This window comes from Variovorax sp. GW821-FHT10D07, from assembly GCF_059415325.1.
The window spans coordinates 296,679-312,720 of the sequence record NZ_JBWKMZ010000006.1 but is presented as its reverse complement, the minus strand read 5'-3'; the positions used below and the strand labels follow the sequence as shown (position 1 = coordinate 312,720).

Sequence of the window (16,042 nt, the reverse complement as noted above, 5' to 3'; positions counted from 1 at the left end):
GTTGGCGCTCGAAAGGCTATGTCGGGCGGTCTTGGGTCGAGTCCGGTGCGAGGTCCCGGAAGGCTGGGCTCGGACTCGTGCGGACGCGCGTCATCCTGACGGTTTGTGCGCTGTCGGGCCTGGGGGCTCGCGCCAAGATGGACTGCCAGGTCGTCTGCCACCGTGCGAGCGCCGTGCCGTCGTGCTCGAAGATCAGGTCGAAGAATGCCAGTGCGAGATCCGCGGTGGCGACCTTGACTTTGGGGTTGAGCGATGGACCGCCGGTCAGCGAACGATCGGTGAACATGCTGTGGGAGCCGCCCTGGAACACGGCCAGCAGCTTGTGGGGATTGGTGATTGCATCGAAGACGGCCAGTCGATCGTCCACGCCTGAGCGGTAGCCCGGGATCTCGATCACGTCCTCGGTCGCCGTCACATGGATGGTTGGAATCGACACCTTGCCCAGCACTGCCCCCAGATCGGGTTCGCCATAGAACGGCGGCGCAGAGATGACGACTGCCGCCGAGAAGCGGGAATCGAGGCAGTCGAGCGTCAGGCCGTTCCTCACGATCTGCGCGCCGATCGCGAGGAGCGTCGTGTTCGCGCCGTAGGAATGGCCCGCCGCCACAAGGCGCTGGCGGTTCACCGCAGCGCCAAGACTGCCCGTTTCGTCGGAGAGCATTCGGTCGAGCGCGAAGCGCACATCGGCGGCACGTGCGATGGCCTCCTTTTCCTGAGCCGCAGCCTGCAGGCGGCCCACCACGCCGAACGGGTTGCCTCGCCAAAGCTGCGCATCGCTGCCGACATGCTGGACATGCAGACTGGCGACACCACGGGTCGACCAGTGTTTTCCGAGATAGCTGTAGCCCTGCCGCGAACCGCCGATCCCGTGCGAGAACACCACCAGCGGCACCGACACTTCGGACGTCGCAACCGTCGGCCAGTACAGGCGCGCCGGCACCGGGCGGGATCGCGCCTGGTCGACCCAGTCGAAATCCATCACCCGATAGGGCGGCTCGGTGGGTTGCGCTGTCGCTTTCGTCGGGCCTGAGGCCAGCGCAGCCCACAGCAACATGGCATTGACTTGCCGCCGGCTCAGATTCATCTGCATGTCTTGGGTGCTGCGATGTTTCATGCGCGCGAGGGCTGGATGACATCGAGCGGTTCTGCGGACTTCCGACCATCGTGGGTGGGAAACACCGCACCGGTCAGCGCCTCCGACTCCAGCCACAGCTTCGCGGCGACGCTCTTGTCCAGTGCCTGAGGCGGGATCCTGGCCAGGACCGGATAACCGCGCGTTTCGCCGAGCCTGTTCGGGCCGTAGTAGGCGCCGCCTCTCGCCTGCGGCGAAGTCGCGGCGAAGAGGGTGGGCAACGCGCCTTGCGCGGCCGGCTGGAACAGGAACCACATGTAGCGGCGAGCGATGCCCGCAGCGCTCCATGCGCCCGCGCCGTTGGGCAACAGATCCGTGCGCGAAACGCCGGGGTGGGCAGGGATGCTCTGAATGCCCCAGCCCCCGGCATCGCTGCGGCGTTGCAACTCGAGGGCGAACATCAGGCACGCGAGTTTCGATTGACCGTAAACCGGCATCGGCCTGTAGCCGTGCCGAGCCTGCAGGTCATCGAAGTTGATGGCGCCGCTTCGGGCGGCAACACTCGACAGGCTGACCACGCGCGGTTGATTGCCTTGGCGCAGCAAGGGGAGGAGCCTGGCGGTCAAGGCAAAGTGGCCCAGGTAGTTGGTGCCGAACTGCATCTCGAATCCGTCGGCGGTCGCCAGGCGTTTGGGCGGTGCCATCACCGCCGCGTTGTTGATCAGCAGGTCCAACCGGTCGTGCGAACTCCGAAGGCGCTCGGCAAAAGCCTCGATGGAATCAAGGCTGGCGAGATCCAGCGCCCCGAAAACCACTTTCGCGTCGGGAACGCTTTGGCGAATGAGGTCGACTGCTGCCGCCCCTTTCGACGGATTGCGACCTGCAATGACGACGTTCGCACCTGCACGGGCCAACGCGAGCGCGTCCTGGAACCCAAGACCGCCGGTGCCGGTGACGACCGCGGTGCGGCCGCGCTGGGAAGGAATGTCGGAAGCTGTCCAGTGGGCCATGTCTTAGCTGGGGAAGAGGGGACGGTAGAATCAGTGCATATAAAACAGCACTGAGTGCATAATTTAATGCACTTCGTGCAGCTATGCAAGAGGCCATCGAAATGCCAGGAAATCCCTCGCCTGCGGGCACGGTGCCCACAGAGGGCCTGCGGGAACGCAAGCGCCGCGAGACACGTCAGCGCATCGCCGAGGTCGGCCAGCGCCTGTTCCTCGCCAACGGCTACGAAAGCACCACGCTGGACGCCATTGCGGCGGAAGCCGGTATTTCGCGCCGGACTTTCTTTTCGTACTTCAAGTCGAAGGACGAGATCATCGTGTTCTGGCAGCAGACCGGATCGGCCAGTCTGTATGCCGATCTGCTGAAGACATCGCCCGATGTGCCGCCGCTCGATGCGGTCCGCGATGTCATGGTGAAGCACATCTCGCTCTACACGACCGAGCAGATGACGGCCCTCGACAATCTCATGCGATCGAGCGAAGCGCTTCTTGCGCGCAAGCAGACGCACTACGTGGAGCAGGAGCAGGCGCTCTTCAGCACGCTGTGCGAAGTCTGGCGGCAGCCCGAGCGCCGTACGTCGCTTCGGATGGTGGCCATGGTGTCCACCGGTGCGATGAGATTGGCGCTTCAGGCCTGGAGAGACCAGACCGGCCCGCGAAAGCCGGTGGCCAGGTTTCTGCGGGAGGCCTTCGACAGCCTGCGAACGGAGCTTTGACGGCGCACCTCGAGGCAGGCCGCCAATGGCTTCTTCAGGCTCGAGCCCGCCTGATTGATTGAAGGCTCGCGTTGCTCGAAGCGCCGAGCATGCCGCGCGATGCCAAGGATGGGGTGCGCGCCCCGTTACTTCGGAATGCTGATCACCTGTGGCTGCGTGACCGCCTTGAGGCCCTCGGCGCCGAATTCCACCCCCCAGCCCGAGCCCTTGACGCCGCCGAAGGGCACCATCGGATGGATCGCGCCGTGCTGGTTGATCCACACGGTGCCGGCCTGCAGCCGCACGGCAACCGCGCGCGCCTGCGCCACGTCGGAAGACCACACGGAGGCGCCGAGTCCGACGTCGAGCCGGTTCGCGCTTGCGATCGCATCCTCGAGCTCGCGGTACTTGATGATGGGAAGCACGGGGCCGAACTGCTCTTCGTCCACCAGCGCGGCGCCATCGGCCAGGCCGGTCACGAGCGTGAGCGGATAGAAGTTGCCGGCGCCTTCGCGCGCCTGGCCGCCGCAGACGATCTCGCCACCATCGCGGCGCGATGCCTCCACCAGGCGGCTCACCTTGTCGAACTGCATCCGGTTCTGCACCGGCCCCATGACCACGCCGGCACCGAAGCCGTCGCCCATCGGCACCGTGGTTGCGATCTTCCTGAGTTCGTTCACCACCGCGTCGTGCAATGACTCCGGCACGTACAGGCGCTTGATGGCCGCGCAGGTCTGTCCCATGTTGATGAAGGCGCCCCAGAACAGGCCCATGGCGATGGCGGCCGGGTCCGCGTCGGCCAGCACGATGGCTGCGTCGTTGCCGCCCAGTTCCATGGTGGTCGGCGTCAGATGACGTGCCGCGATCGCCGTGATCTTGGCGCCGGTCGAACCCGAGCCCGTGAACATGATCTTGTCGATCTGCGGGTTGTCGACCAGTGCGGCACCGACTTCTCCAGGACCGCTGACGCTGTTGAGCACGCCCGGCGGCAGGTGCTCGGCCATGATCCGCACCATCTCGAGCGTGCCGATGCTCGTGTACTCGGAAGGCTTGATCACCACCGTGTTGCCGGCCCGCAGCGCCGGCACGATCTGCCAGATGGCAATCAGCAACGGCCAGTTCCACGGCGCGATGGCGGCGATCACGCCATAGGGCTTGCGGTGCACTTCGTAGCGCCGGCCATCGTCTTCGAACACGGTCTCCACCGGCAGCTCGAGGCTGGCGGGCACCCGGGTCCAGGCCTCGCAACCGGCCAGCTCGAACAGCGCGCCGGGCACCTGGTCCGGCCCCAGGCCGCCGAGCGGCTTGCCCTGTTCGCGCGTGACCCATTCGGCGAGGTAGGTCGCGTTGCGCTTCAGGGCGTCGGCCACGTGCTCGAGGTGCTCGCGTCGCTTGCCATCGGGCAACGCGGCCCACGCCGGCTGGGCCGCCTTCGCGGAAGCGATCGCCTGCGCGATCTGCTCCGGCTCGGAATGCGGCACCAGCCCGATCGCCTCGCCGTTGGCGGGGTTCTTCGATTCGAAGGTCCGGGCGGAGGGGACGGCGCGGCCGTCGACGGTGTTCGTGAAGGATTTCAATGGCTTCTCCGGTGAATGTTTTTCAGACGCCCAGGTAGGCGTTGCGAACCGCCGGGTCCGCGAGCAGCGCGCGGCCGGTGCCGCTGTGCACGATGCGGCCGGTCTCGAGCACGTAGCCGCGGTCGGCCACGGTCAGTGCGGCGGCGGCGTTCTGCTCGACCACGAGGATGGTCACGCCCTGTGCGCGCAGTCGCACCAGCACCTCGAAGATCTGGTCGATCAGCAGGGGCGCGAGGCCCAGAGATGGCTCGTCCAGCAGCAGCAGCTTGGGCCGGCTCATGAGCGCGCGGCCGATGGCCAGCATCTGCTGCTGGCCCCCCGAGAGATCGGAGGCCACGCGGCGGCGCATCTCGCCGAGCACCGGAAACATGGCATAGACCATGTCGGTGTCCGCCGCGATCTCGGCGTCCTTGCGCCGGTAGGCGCCCAGGCGCAGGTTGTCGGCCACCGAGAGGGGCTTGAACACCTGCCGGCCTTCGGGCGCATGACCCAGCCCCATGCCGACGCGACGGTGCGGGCTCATCGCGTCGAGCTTCGCGCCTTCGAGCCAGACGCTGCCACTGAGTTGCGAGTGCAGGCCCGAGATGGTGTGCATCAAGGTGGTCTTTCCCGCGCCATTGGCGCCGAGCAGCGCCACGATCTCGCCGGCGTGCACCTCGAGCGTCACGTCCTTGAGCACCGACACCCGCCCGTAGGCGGTACACAGGCCTTCAACCCTCAGCATGGGCCAGCTCCTTTGCGTGACTACCGAGATAGGCCGCGATCACATCCGGGTTCTCGCGCACCTCTTGCGGCGTGCCCTGGGCCAGGATGCGGCCCTGGTTCAGCACCAGCACCTGGTGGGAGAGCCGCATCACCATCTTCATGTCGTGTTCGATCAGCACCACCGACACCTCGCCCGCGATGCCGCGCAGCATGTGCTCGATCTCCTCGGTCTCGACGGCGTTGCAACCGGCCGCCGGCTCGTCGAGCAGCAGCACCTTGGGCTCGCTGGCCAGTGCGCGCGCGATCTCGAGGCGCTTGAGCACGCCATAGGAGAGGCTGCCCGCCACCGCGTTCGCATGGGCCGCGAGGCCCGTGCGCTCCAGCGCTGCCATGGCGCGCTCGCGGCTTTGCCGGTTCTGCCGGCCCACCGAGGGAAGGCGCAGCAGATCCTCGAGCAGCGTGGTGCTTTCCCAGCGAGCGCGACCGACCATGACGTTGTCGAGCGCGGTCTGTTGCGCAAACACCTGCAGGTTCTGGAAGGTGCGCGACATGCCCTTGCGGGCCAGCCTGAACGGCGGCAGGCCGCTCACGTCCTCGCCGCCCATGCGCACGCTGCCCGAGCGCGGCGTGTAGAGGCCGGACACCATGTTGAAGAGCGTGGTCTTGCCCGCGCCGTTGGGTCCGATGATCGACAGGATCTCGCCCGTCGGCGCATCGAAGGAGACGCCGTCCACCGCGACCACGCCGCCGAAGGCGATGCCCAGGTCCCTGACTTCGAGTGCCGCGCTCATTTGCTGGCCCTCCGCAGCAGTTGGCCCAGCGTGGGCACGATGCCCTGGCGCAGGAAGATCATCGACAGCATGATGATCAGCCCGACCGCGATGTCCTGGTAATCATGGAAGGATGCGAGCAATTGCGGCAGCAGGGTCAGCAGTGCCGCGCCGACCAGCGCGCCGAAAGGCGTTGCGGCGCCGCCGATCACCACCATCGCGACGAACTCCACCGAGGTCATGAAGCCCGCGAGGTCCGGCGTGATGAAGCCGTTCATGAGCGCCAGCGTGCTGCCGGCCACGGCCGCATAGACCGATGCGATCACGAAGGCCTGAAGCTTGCGCCGCGCGACGTCCACGCCCATGCTGGCGGCCGCCACCTCGCTGTCGAGGATCGCGCGCAGGGCGCGGCCGGTCGGACTGTCGCGCAGCACCATCGCGACGGCGACGCCGGCGACCATCAGCGCGGCGCTGATCCAGTACCAGGTGCTCGGCGATTCGAGCGCGAAGCCGGCGATGCCGAGGCGCTTCACGTCCATGCCGTCGGGGCCGCCGGTGAGTGCGACCTCGCTGGTGATCACCAGCCCGATCAGCAACGAGAAGCCCAGCGTCGCGATGGCGAGGTAGTGGCCCTTGAGCCGCAGGATCGGCTTGCCGACCAGGTAGGCGATCAGTCCCGCCAGAACGATGCCGCCGGCCGCCGCCACCACCACCGGCACGCCGTAGCGCGCCGGCAGCACGGCGCTGGCATAGGCGCCGATGCCGAAGAAGCCCGCATGGCCCAGGCTGATCTGCCCGGCCATGCCCATGAGGATGTGCAGGCCGACGGCCGCGAGTCCCATGATCCACACCAGTGCCGCGATGCGCATCACGTAGCTGGAGCCCGCCACGATGGGCAGCAGCGCCACGATCAGTACGAGCAGCGCCAAGGCGCGCCAGCCTGCGTTGAAACCTCGAAGTGCTTTCATACGCGGTCCACCAGTTTGCTGCCGAGCAGGCCGTTGGGCATCACCAGCAGCATCAGGATCAGCGCGACAAAGGCGACGCCGTCCTTGTAGACGGAGGTCACGTAACCGGCCGCGCCGGCTTCGAGCAGGCCCAGCAGCAGCCCGCCGAGCACCGCACCCACCGGATTGCCGAGGCCGCCGAAGATCGCGGCCGAGAAGCCCTTGAGCGCCAGCAGCGCACCGATGTCGTAGCGCGTCAGCGTCACGGGCGTGACCAGGATGCCGGCGATGGCACCGAGCGCGGCCGACAGGCCGAAGGCGAGCACCAGCACGAAGGAGATGTTGATGCCCACCAGGCGCGCCGCCAGCCGGTTGGCCGCGCTCGCGCGCAGGGCCTTGCCGGTGAGGGTCTTGTCGAGGAAGAGCCAGAGCGCGAGAAACATCACGATCGCGCTGCCCAGCACCCAGAGGCTCTGCGGCAGCACACTCGCGCCGCCGACCGCGATCGGCGTGTTGCCCGAGAAGGGCGCCAGGTTGTGGAACTGCTTGTCGAACAGGAGCCCGGCCACGCCGCGGATGAAGATCGAGGCGCCCAGCGTGATGATGATGAGCGTCACGGGCGAGGCATCGCGGGCGCGCTCGATGGCGAGCTTCTGCAGCAGGATGCCGACGATGACCGCAACGGCCACCGCCGAGGCAGCCGCCAGCCATACCGGCAGCCCCATGGCGATCAGGAACACCGTGGTCATGCCACCCAGCATGACGAACTCGCCCTGCGCGAAATTGACCACGTCCGAGGCGGCGTAGATCAGCGTGAAGCCGATCGCCACCACCGCGTAGACGGCGCCGACCGTGAGTCCGGAGAAGACGAACTGGAGAAACTGCGACATGGAGTGCTTCGTCAGTCGATCAGCAGCCAGTCGCCGTTCTTGACCTCGAGCATCCGGAAGGCCTCGACCGTGAGGCCCAGGTGGTCCTGCGGCGTCATGTTCACCACGCCCGACGTGCCGACGAAGCCGCGGGTCTGCTCGAGTGCGTCGCGGATCTTCCTGGGATCGGCGCTGTTGGCGCGCTTGATCGCCTCGACCACCATCATCAGGCCGTCGTAGGCACCACCGCCGAAGGTGGAGACCGGCTGGCCCGTGGCCTTCTCGTAGGTCGCCATGTAGCCCGTGACCACCGGCTTCTGCGGATCGCTGGCCGGCAGCTTCGACGCCACCAGCAGCGCCGCGGCCGGCAGCCGCACGCCTTCGGCGGCGGCACCGGAGAGCTCGATGTAGCTCTTCGATGCCACGCCGGGGTTCTGGTAGAGCGGGATGCTCTTCATGTCGAGCTGGCCGTAGTTGCGCGTCAGCACCGCCGGGCCCTGGCCCGAGGCGCCGGTGTTGAGGATGGCCTGCACGCCCGGCGTGGCCTTGATCTTCGCCAACTGCGGCGTCATGTCGGTGTCCTGCGCGCCGTAGGTCTGGTCGATCAGGATCTTGATGCCGTACTTGTCGACCACCTTGAGGCACTGCTCGCGCATCGAGGTGCCGAATCCGTCGGTGCCGGCGATCAGCGCGATCGACGTGAAGTTGCGCTTCTTCATGTCCGAGAACACGCGCTCGCAACCCATGCGGTCGGTGTGCGGGCTCTTGAAGACCTGCTGGCGCACCGGCTCGATGATGTTCACGCTGCCGGCGAGCGACATGAAGGGGAGCTTGGCCGCTTCGAACACCGGGATCATCGCCATCGTCGTGCCGGTGGTGGAGCCGCCGACCATCGCCACCACGTTGTCGCGTTCGACCAGGCGCTGGGCGAAGGTGCGGGCCTTGTTGGCATCGCCCGCGTCGTCGTAGGTGACCAGTTCGATCGGCCGTCCGAGCACGCCGCCGGCGGCGTTGATCCGCTCGGCATAGAGCTTGAGCGTCTTCGCTTCGGGGTCGCCGATATAGGAAGCCGCGCCCGTCACCGACAGCACGGAGCCGATGCGGATGGGTTCGGCCGCCTGCACCGAGGCCGAGAGGCCCAGGGGCAGGGCGATGGCAAGCGCCAGGTGGCGAAGGCGCGCGGAAATTCTTTTCATGGAACTGTCTCCTTGTCGTTGGCGGGGGTGGTGAATTCGATGAGCAGGCGCGTGAGGCCCGGTGCCGAGGCAGGCGCTGCCAGCTGGCCGGCGCGGCTTTGGGCGAACAGTCCGAGCGCCAGTCCGGTCACGAAGCCTTGGCCGGAGCTGCCGGCCTGCTCGAGCGCCTCGCGCTCGGCGCCGCGGCGGATCGCGGCCGCGACGCGGGCGCGAAGGCCGGCGGGCGCGAGCCCGATGCGGTCGCCGACCAGCAGTGCTTCGGCACTGGCCGCCAGCACGTCGGCATGCACGTGGGCCTCGACCAGGCGCAGCGCCTGGCCGCATCCCAGCGCGCCACCGGCAACGAGCTCGTGGCCCAGCGTGCGCAGCACGGGCAGTGCGACGTCGAGCGCGGAGTCGTCGTCGCAGCCATGAACGATGGCAGCGGCAGCGCTGTCTTGCGCGTCGCCGCACAGGGGCGCGTCGATCAGCACGATGCCGCGCTGCGCGAGTCGTGCACCGAGGCTGCGGGTGAGCGTTGGATCGGCAGCGCCGAGATCGACCACGATCGCGCCCGCGTGCAGGCCCTGCGAGACGGACGCGATCCGCTCTCGTACCGCGAAGCCCGGCGGCGCGAAGAGCAACAGGCCGGACGCCGACAGCCCGGCCAGATCGTTCGCCGCGCGGCACTGGAACTCCTGCGCGAAGGCGCGGGCCCGCGCGGCGTCGTCGTCATGCACCACCAGCGCATGGCCGGCGCGCGCAAGGCTGGACGCCAGCGCCCATCCCACGCCGTCGAGGCCGTCGAAACCGACCGCCGCGCCGGAACCGATCGCAACCGCGTCCATCAGGCGACCAGCAGCGGAATCAGGCTGCGTACGTCGGCGACTTCGGGCAAGGCGCGCAGCGCCTGCAGGTATTGTTCGATGCGCTCCGCCGCGATGGGTCGTGGCGCATAGGCCAGGCAGTCGTCGAAGCGCGCGCGGTGCTGCGTCTCGTCGAGGTCGGCGCCCGGAAAGCCCGGCGCGATGTCGAGCGAGCGCCGCAGGCTGCGGCCATCGGTGGTGTGCACAGTGAGGTCGACCGCGGTATGGCCACGCGCATCGAGCGCGGCATCGGGCACGACCGTGATGCGGTCGATCAGCGTGCGCAGCGCGGGATCGAGCACCTGCTCCGGCGCGAAGTGCGCGAGCTTCGACGCGCGGCGCGCGAAGGCATTGGCCACGCAGTAGGCGGCGCTGAACTGGCCGTCGACACGCGGGTTGGTGCCCGGATCGAAGGGCTTGCCGACCAGCCGGAAGGCGTAGGGCGGCAAGCGCACTTCGGCCGCGCGCAAGTCCTCGGCCGAGACGCCGTCCTCGAGGAGCGACAGCGCCAGCTCGGTCACGCCCTGCGTGACGCCGCAGCTCGGGTATTTCTTGAAGACCATGCGGTGCAGGCGCCAGGTCGTGCCCAGTCCTTCGCCGACGGCGTCGAGGTCCAGCGTGCCGCGGCCATAGAGGTGGCCGTAGCCGTAGTGGCCCGAGAGGAAATTGACCGGCCCCGTGACGCCGCGGCGCGCCAGCTCGGCACACTGCACGCCGGCCTGCGCGACCCAGCCCTGCACCACGCGCACGCCCAGCGAGCCATCGACATGACTCTGGAAGCTGCCGCCGCAGCGGTTGAATGCCAGCGCCAGTGCATGCAGGGTCTGCTCGCTCGTGAGCCCGAGGATGCGCGAGGCGGCCGCGGCGGCCGAGAACACGACCGCGATGCCGGTGGGATCGAAGCCGTCGTACTGGGCTTCGCTGAGGTTGAGCCGCGAACTCAGTTCGGCACCGGCCGCCAGCGCGGCCAGGAACTCCGAGCCGCTGCAGCCGCCCGCCAGCTCCGCGGCCGCGAAGGCCGCCGGCAGCAGGGCCGAGCCGATGTGCGGGCCGGGCGCCATCGCGTCGCAGTAGTCGAGCGCACGGCACATCGTGGCGTTGAACTGGGCCGCGGCATTCGCGGGCAGGCGATCGCCGTAGACCAGCGCGGTCGCCTGCGGCGTACCGCCGGACTCGGCAAGCACCGCGCGCAGGGCCTCGATGCCGTCCTCGGCCGCGCCCGCGATACCGGTGCCGGTCACCGCCATGACCATCCAGCGCAGGATGCGGCGCGCGTCCTCGGGCACCTCGTCGGCGCGCAAGGTGACAACGAAATCGGCGAGTCGGCGTTCCAGCTTCATCGCGCCACCTCAGGCCTGGCGCGGCGTGGCACCGGGCTCGATCACCGTGCCGGACTGCTGCTCGACCCAGCGGCCCAGCTCGCTCACGCTGGCGCCGGGCCCGGCGAAGCGCGAAGCCGCCATCCACAACTGCTGACCCAGCGCCGAGATCGGTGCCGAGGTCTCGGTCTCGCGCGCCAGTGCGTTGGCGATGCCGATGTCCTTGAGCATCAGCTCGAGCTTGAAGGGATCGTCGAAAGTGCGGCTCAGGATCCGCTGCTCGATGTGGGTCTTGCTGATCCACGACATGCCGGTGGAGACGTTGAGCACGCGCACCATCTCGGCCGGGTCGAGGCCGTAGCGCTTGCCCATCGTCAAGCCCTCGCAGGTGGCACTGAAGGTCATGGCCGTGATCAGGTTGTTGATGCACTTCATGGCATGGCCGCTGCCCACCTCGCCCAGGTGGAACACCGAGGTCCCCATGCGGTCGAGCAAGGGCCGCACGCGCTCGAGGTCCTCGGTCGCGCCGCCGGCCATGAAGACCAGCGCGGCCTCCTGCGCCCCCCATTGCGCGCCCGACACCGGGGCGTCGACCATCGCGATGCCGGCCGCGGCCAGTTGCTTCGCCGTCTGCTGGGTCAGCCAGGGTTGCGAGGAAGAGGTATCGAGCAACAGCGTGCCGGGCCGCCAGCCGGCCAGCAGGCCGTTCTCGCCGAGCGCCACCGCCTGCACGACTTCTCCGTTGGGCAGCATCGTGATCACGATGTCGCTGCGAGCCGCGACCTCCCTGGGCGTTGCCACCGCGACCGCCTCGCCGCCGAGCGTGCGTGCCAGTTCCCGCGCGGCTTCCAGGTTCGCATCGTTGAGCGTCAGCCGATGGCCGGCATGCGCCAGGTGCGTCGCCATCGGCGATCCCATCACGCCCAGGCCGATGAAGCCCACATTCAAACTCTCGCCAGCTGTTTCCATAAGGTCCTCGAGATCAGCTTCACGGAGTCGGATGCTGGCGATGCGCCAGTCATGCCCGAGCTCCGTCGATGATGGATCGAGGTTATGAAAAGGAGGCCGAACGGGCTTGCACCTTGATGCGGCGCCTTGGCTGACCGTGCACAAGCGCCCGGGTATTTACCCTGAGGCCGACGAGCACCGGCCGAAGTGAAGGCGCGTCAGTGGCCGGCGATCTGCTGGTTGCGCCAGCGGCTCGGGCTTTGGCCGAACTTCTCGCTGAACACGCGCGAGAAATGCGCCGCATCCGAGAAGCCGAGTTCGAAGGCGACCTGCGTGATGGTCGTGCGCTCGGACTGCTCGACCAGCCGCTGCGCCGCCACCGCCAGGCGCCGGTTCATGATGTAGCTGCTGGGCGTCTGGCCGAGTGCGTTGAAGGCCGCGTAGAGGCTGCGGCGCGACATGCCGCATTCGCGTGCCACCAGTTCGGGGCTCAGCTCGGGCTCGGTGAGCCGGCTCTCGATGAAGGCCTGCACCTTCTGCAGCCGCTGCGAGAGGGCCCCGTCCTGCTTCGGCGAACTGCCATGGATCTGCGCCACCGCGGTGCCGATCAATGCACTGATCGAGTCCTGCATCACGATGGCGCCCTGTTGTTCGAGCTCGACGAAGCCGGACAACATGCCCGAAAGGGCCGAGCGTGCGATCTCCGCGGTTCCGCGTGTCGGCAGCACCTTCCCGGTGACGAACTCGATGCCCGGGTTCCAGCGTCCCATCTCGGAGACCGGCACCAGCAGCACCATGAAGCGCGATCCGTTCGAGGTTTCGACCGAGTAGGGGCGGGAGGTGTCGTAGATCGTCCATTGGCCGGGATCGATCGTCACCGAATGGCCGTTGTGCTCGATCAGGTTGCGGCCCTGGATCTGCCAGATCACCTTGAAGTAGCGGTCCTGGTCTTCCGACGCCAGGGCGCGCGTGCGCATGACACGGTGCGCGCTGCTGTGGATGTCCGCCACCACGCAGCGGTGGAAGCGCGCGATGCAGGCCTGCCCCGAGAAGTGCTCGGAAGGCTGGAGATTCTGGGCCTGCAGCGTGAGGATCTTCGACGACATCGTCTCGCCCCAGCGGCTGAAGACGTTGGTGCTCAGCGGCTCGGGTTCGAAGGCGCGCTCGGTGGGCACGGTCCGCATCAAGGCAAGCGAATCCGGCACGGTCTGAGGCAGGGTCATTCGGGGCTCCAATTACCTCGTACCGCGTGGCTGCCGAGGTGTGTCTGTCGTCTCTTCGGCAAAAAGCTTAACAGGGCTGCCCTCGAGTCACTCAACCCATCGCCTTGTCGCGCCCACTTTCCTTGGCCTTGTAGAGCGAGCGATCCGCTGCTTCGATGAGTTGCAGCTTCCAATTGGCGGAGTCCATGCCATTCAATGTGGCCGCGCCGGCACTGGCGGTGACGCGCCCATGCGGGCTGGCGCTGTGCGGGATGTTCAGGGAGCGTATGCGATCGAGCAATGCGTTGGCCAGCTCGCATGCCCCTTTCAGTTCGGTATGGGGCAAGATGATCGCAAGCTCCTCGCCCCCGTATCGAGCGACCAGATCGCCCGGGCGGTGAACGTTGTAGGCCAATGTGTCGGAGACGATCTTCAGGCATTGATCCCCGGCCACGTGGCCATAGGTGTCGTTGAAGCGCTTGAAGTAGTCGAGATCGAAAAGCAGCAACGACAAAGGCGTGTGCTCGCGTTCTGCCCGTCGCGCTTCCAGCTCCAGCGCCTGCTCGAAAACCCGACGGTTGGCCAGGCCGGTGAGCGAATCCTGTGACGCCAGGACCTCCAGGCGGCGATTGGCCTGCAATAGTTCTTCCCGAGCCATGACCAGCGAGGATTCCGCGCTGACGCGACCGTTGATGTTGACGATCAGCCGCAACCCCGCCGTCGTCACGGCGGCCAGCAATGCGCCCACGACGCACAATGTCAGCAACGACTGGTGTCGCCAGGCAGAGAGCATTTCATCCCTGCCGAGTGCCACGGTCGTCACGATCGGATAGTGGTCGCCCTTTCGAAAGGCGTAGAGTCGATGGGTCCCATCCAATTGGGAGCGAAAAGACGCAGTCCCCCTGGTGGCAATTTCGCTGTAGTAACGCCGAAAGTTAGGCGATCCGGACAGGTTGCGGCCCATGTCTTCGACCCGCGAAGGGTAACGCAGCAGCAATTGCCCATCGGTTGTGCTGAGACTGATGGCGCCGCTTTTTCCAATATCGATGGCGCCGAATGGTTGCAGGAAGTCGCCAATGTCCAGCGTTGCAACAACGACGCCGGCGAAGTTTCCGTCGCTGTCCTGCAGGCGACGACTGACGGTGAGCTCCCATTCGCTGCCCGGGCGACTGCGAGCCGCCGAGCTGATAAAGATGTCATGCGTGGCGTTGTCTCGATGGTGAACGAAGTAGGCGTTCTTGCTGCTGTCGGTCGGTCTCGGATCCTCTGAATGGGTCGGCATCAGGCGATGGCCTCGAGCGTCGACGATGAAGACGCTGTCGAGTTGATCGAGCAGTCCTTCCCGGTGGCTGACGAGCGACTGCATGCGCTGCAGATTTTTAGGGGCGCGACCTTCGGCCTCCAGGTTCTCGACCACACTCAACAACATGGCGCTTTGAGAAAAGATGCCTTCGGCGTAAGTGCTCAATGCCTGTGCCAGATTGAGGCTGTTGGTATTGATCTCATTCAGGGTGCGCTGGCGCGTCGCCCAGATTTGCCAAATGGTGGCGCACGACACTGAAACTACGACGGTCAATAGCAGAAACTTGGCCAGGCGAAGATCGCGCTTCATTTTTTTAATTGCTGAACTTCCTCAGAGGGCCGGTCATGCCTGAGCTGGAAGCGCTCATCGCCTGCTCAAGTCTCGCAGCTGAATTGCAATGTGCTGAGAAATACCGCTGCGATCATGGCCGCCGCTCGCTCATCGGCGACGATGCTCTTCAAGCACATGGGAGGCTCGTCTTCATGGCGAAGATCGCGCAGTTCCAGCGAATAGCGTAGAACGAGGTCTCTGTCCGTTCTGAAAGATCGCCCCTTCTTCAGCAGCCAGGAGTCGACCTCCTCCCTGGTCGCGAGGCGGAACAAAGCACTCGCCGGATGAGAGGAGCGACGGAATTCGCTCAGTTGAAAGGGGAGGCTGAATCGACAAAGTACCGTGCCATGACCTGCAGAGGCCTGCGGCTCGCCATCGTCCCGACGCCCATCTGTCAATTCGGGTGGCGGGTCTTGCTCTCCAGGGCTGCTCATACGGTACGAAAGTCAGCTGGTTTTGCTTGTGCGAGCAAAGAAGCAATGTGTAGAAGAACGTACTATAGATAAGGATCTGCTCCGAAATCGGCTCTTCCCTTTTTTTGTATCGAGGATGTGTTGTGTGGCACAAAGGCGCATCAAGAATGTGATCGAGATCACAAGTAGGGCGGCCCGATCTCTTCGCGCAACGAAGCTGGTGTTCCAGCTTTCGAAGCCATCTGCAGATGAACGGCATTTCGATCTTTTCGCAGCAAGCCTCGAACCTGCAGATCGCGCATGGCTCTGTTGACGACTTCGCGTGAAAGTGCCGTGTACGACGCAATGACTCCTTGTGAAATGCGCTTGTCATAGCCGCCATTTCTGCCAGGTGCCAAAAGCGTGAGTTCATGCATGGCACAGGCGATTCGAGCCTCCGATGTATTCGAAGAAATTTGCTGCAAATGCTTTCTGAGGTTTGCAACGCGCTCGATGGTGAGTCTGAGAAGCTCCAACGCGACTTGGGGATACTCCCTGCAGATCGTCCAGATGTCGTCCGCCGGGACGAAGTAGGCGGAAGTCGGCAGAGCGGCCACGAGAACGTATGTCGGTTCGGTTGCTTCGAGATGGAGGTACAGATCACCTTCGCGAACGAAGTCTGTCGTAACGTCTTCGTCTACGACCACTCGAAGCAGGCCTGAGGCAACCAGACATACTTTTTCGATTCGCTCATCTGTCGCACATACCTTCTCATTGCGCCGATAGGTCTTCAACTCACTGCGGCTTACGAGGTACTCGCGCTCGGTAGTGGGAAGGTGTTTGAACAGGCTGTGTAGATACATGG

General features: G+C 66.1%; 16 protein-coding genes. 2 read left to right on the top strand and 14 right to left on the bottom strand.

What is annotated here, in order from left to right; translation table 11 throughout:
• Positions 1 to 16 precede the first annotated feature (16 nt).
• The gene (locus AC07PU_RS20140) at positions 17 to 1,114 is read right to left on the bottom strand and encodes an alpha/beta hydrolase family protein (protein WP_495319859.1); all 1,098 of its coding nucleotides are present in this window, start codon (positions 1,112 to 1,114) and stop codon (positions 17 to 19) included.
• Complete coding sequence (locus tag AC07PU_RS20135) at positions 1,111 to 2,082, bottom strand: SDR family oxidoreductase (RefSeq protein WP_495319857.1); 972 nt, start codon at positions 2,080 to 2,082, stop codon at positions 1,111 to 1,113. Before AC07PU_RS20135 ends, AC07PU_RS20140 begins: the two co-directional genes overlap by 4 nt.
• Before the next feature lie 83 nt (positions 2,083 to 2,165).
• Between AC07PU_RS20135 and AC07PU_RS20130 the strand changes: the two genes are divergently transcribed.
• Positions 2,166 to 2,795: a TetR/AcrR family transcriptional regulator gene (locus AC07PU_RS20130; RefSeq protein ID WP_296783919.1), complete on the top strand. Its 630-nt coding sequence runs from the start codon at positions 2,166 to 2,168 to the stop codon at positions 2,793 to 2,795.
• Between the two features lie 125 nt (positions 2,796 to 2,920).
• On the opposite strand, the gene AC07PU_RS20125 is transcribed toward AC07PU_RS20130, so the two are convergent.
• The 11 genes from AC07PU_RS20125 to AC07PU_RS20075 form a co-directional block, all read right to left on the bottom strand.
• Entirely contained in the window at positions 2,921 to 4,351 is a 1,431-nt protein-coding gene (locus tag AC07PU_RS20125; protein WP_495319854.1) for an aldehyde dehydrogenase family protein, read from the bottom strand.
• Positions 4,352 to 4,373: 22 nt separating this feature from the next.
• Positions 4,374 to 5,075: an ABC transporter ATP-binding protein gene (locus tag AC07PU_RS20120; protein ID WP_495319852.1), complete on the bottom strand. Its 702-nt coding sequence runs from the start codon at positions 5,073 to 5,075 to the stop codon at positions 4,374 to 4,376.
• Positions 5,062 to 5,847 (bottom strand): ABC transporter ATP-binding protein, encoded by a 786-nt coding sequence (locus AC07PU_RS20115; protein ID WP_208510471.1) that lies wholly within the window; start codon positions 5,845 to 5,847, stop codon positions 5,062 to 5,064. Before AC07PU_RS20115 ends, AC07PU_RS20120 begins: the two co-directional genes overlap by 14 nt.
• Entirely contained in the window at positions 5,844 to 6,794 is a 951-nt protein-coding gene (locus tag AC07PU_RS20110) for a branched-chain amino acid ABC transporter permease (protein WP_495319849.1), read from the bottom strand. The genes AC07PU_RS20115 and AC07PU_RS20110 overlap by 4 nt, the downstream gene beginning before the upstream one ends.
• Positions 6,791 to 7,663, bottom strand: coding sequence for a branched-chain amino acid ABC transporter permease (locus tag AC07PU_RS20105; RefSeq protein ID WP_093345272.1), 873 nt, complete (start codon positions 7,661 to 7,663; stop codon positions 6,791 to 6,793). The genes AC07PU_RS20110 and AC07PU_RS20105 overlap by 4 nt, the downstream gene beginning before the upstream one ends.
• Before the next feature lie 11 nt (positions 7,664 to 7,674).
• Complete coding sequence (locus AC07PU_RS20100; RefSeq protein ID WP_495319846.1) at positions 7,675 to 8,838, bottom strand: ABC transporter substrate-binding protein; 1,164 nt, start codon at positions 8,836 to 8,838, stop codon at positions 7,675 to 7,677.
• Positions 8,835 to 9,665, bottom strand: coding sequence for an NAD(P)-binding domain-containing protein (locus AC07PU_RS20095; protein ID WP_495319844.1), 831 nt, complete (start codon positions 9,663 to 9,665; stop codon positions 8,835 to 8,837). The genes AC07PU_RS20100 and AC07PU_RS20095 overlap by 4 nt, the downstream gene beginning before the upstream one ends.
• Positions 9,665 to 11,023: an MmgE/PrpD family protein gene (locus AC07PU_RS20090; RefSeq protein WP_495319841.1), complete on the bottom strand. Its 1,359-nt coding sequence runs from the start codon at positions 11,021 to 11,023 to the stop codon at positions 9,665 to 9,667. The genes AC07PU_RS20095 and AC07PU_RS20090 overlap by 1 nt, the downstream gene beginning before the upstream one ends.
• Before the next feature lie 9 nt (positions 11,024 to 11,032).
• Positions 11,033 to 11,971: an NAD(P)-dependent oxidoreductase gene (locus AC07PU_RS20085; RefSeq protein WP_495319839.1), complete on the bottom strand. Its 939-nt coding sequence runs from the start codon at positions 11,969 to 11,971 to the stop codon at positions 11,033 to 11,035.
• Between the two features lie 197 nt (positions 11,972 to 12,168).
• Positions 12,169 to 13,173, bottom strand: a complete 1,005-nt coding sequence (locus tag AC07PU_RS20080; RefSeq protein WP_495319837.1) for a helix-turn-helix domain-containing protein — start codon at positions 13,171 to 13,173, stop codon at positions 12,169 to 12,171.
• Between the two features lie 91 nt (positions 13,174 to 13,264).
• On the bottom strand, positions 13,265 to 14,764 hold the full coding sequence (locus AC07PU_RS20075; protein ID WP_495319835.1) for a GGDEF domain-containing protein: 1,500 nt from the start codon (positions 14,762 to 14,764) through the stop codon (positions 13,265 to 13,267).
• Between the two features lie 35 nt (positions 14,765 to 14,799).
• Here AC07PU_RS20075 and AC07PU_RS20070 point away from each other — a divergent pair, with 35 nt between their 5' ends.
• Positions 14,800 to 14,973, top strand: coding sequence for a hypothetical protein (locus tag AC07PU_RS20070; RefSeq protein ID WP_495319832.1), 174 nt, complete (start codon positions 14,800 to 14,802; stop codon positions 14,971 to 14,973).
• Between the two features lie 404 nt (positions 14,974 to 15,377).
• Here the strand turns inward: AC07PU_RS20070 and AC07PU_RS20065 are convergent, their stop codons facing one another.
• A complete protein-coding gene (locus AC07PU_RS20065) occupies positions 15,378 to 16,040 on the bottom strand; it encodes a Crp/Fnr family transcriptional regulator (protein WP_495319830.1) in 663 nt (220 codons plus the stop codon).
• Between the last annotated feature and the right edge of the window lie 2 nt (positions 16,041 to 16,042).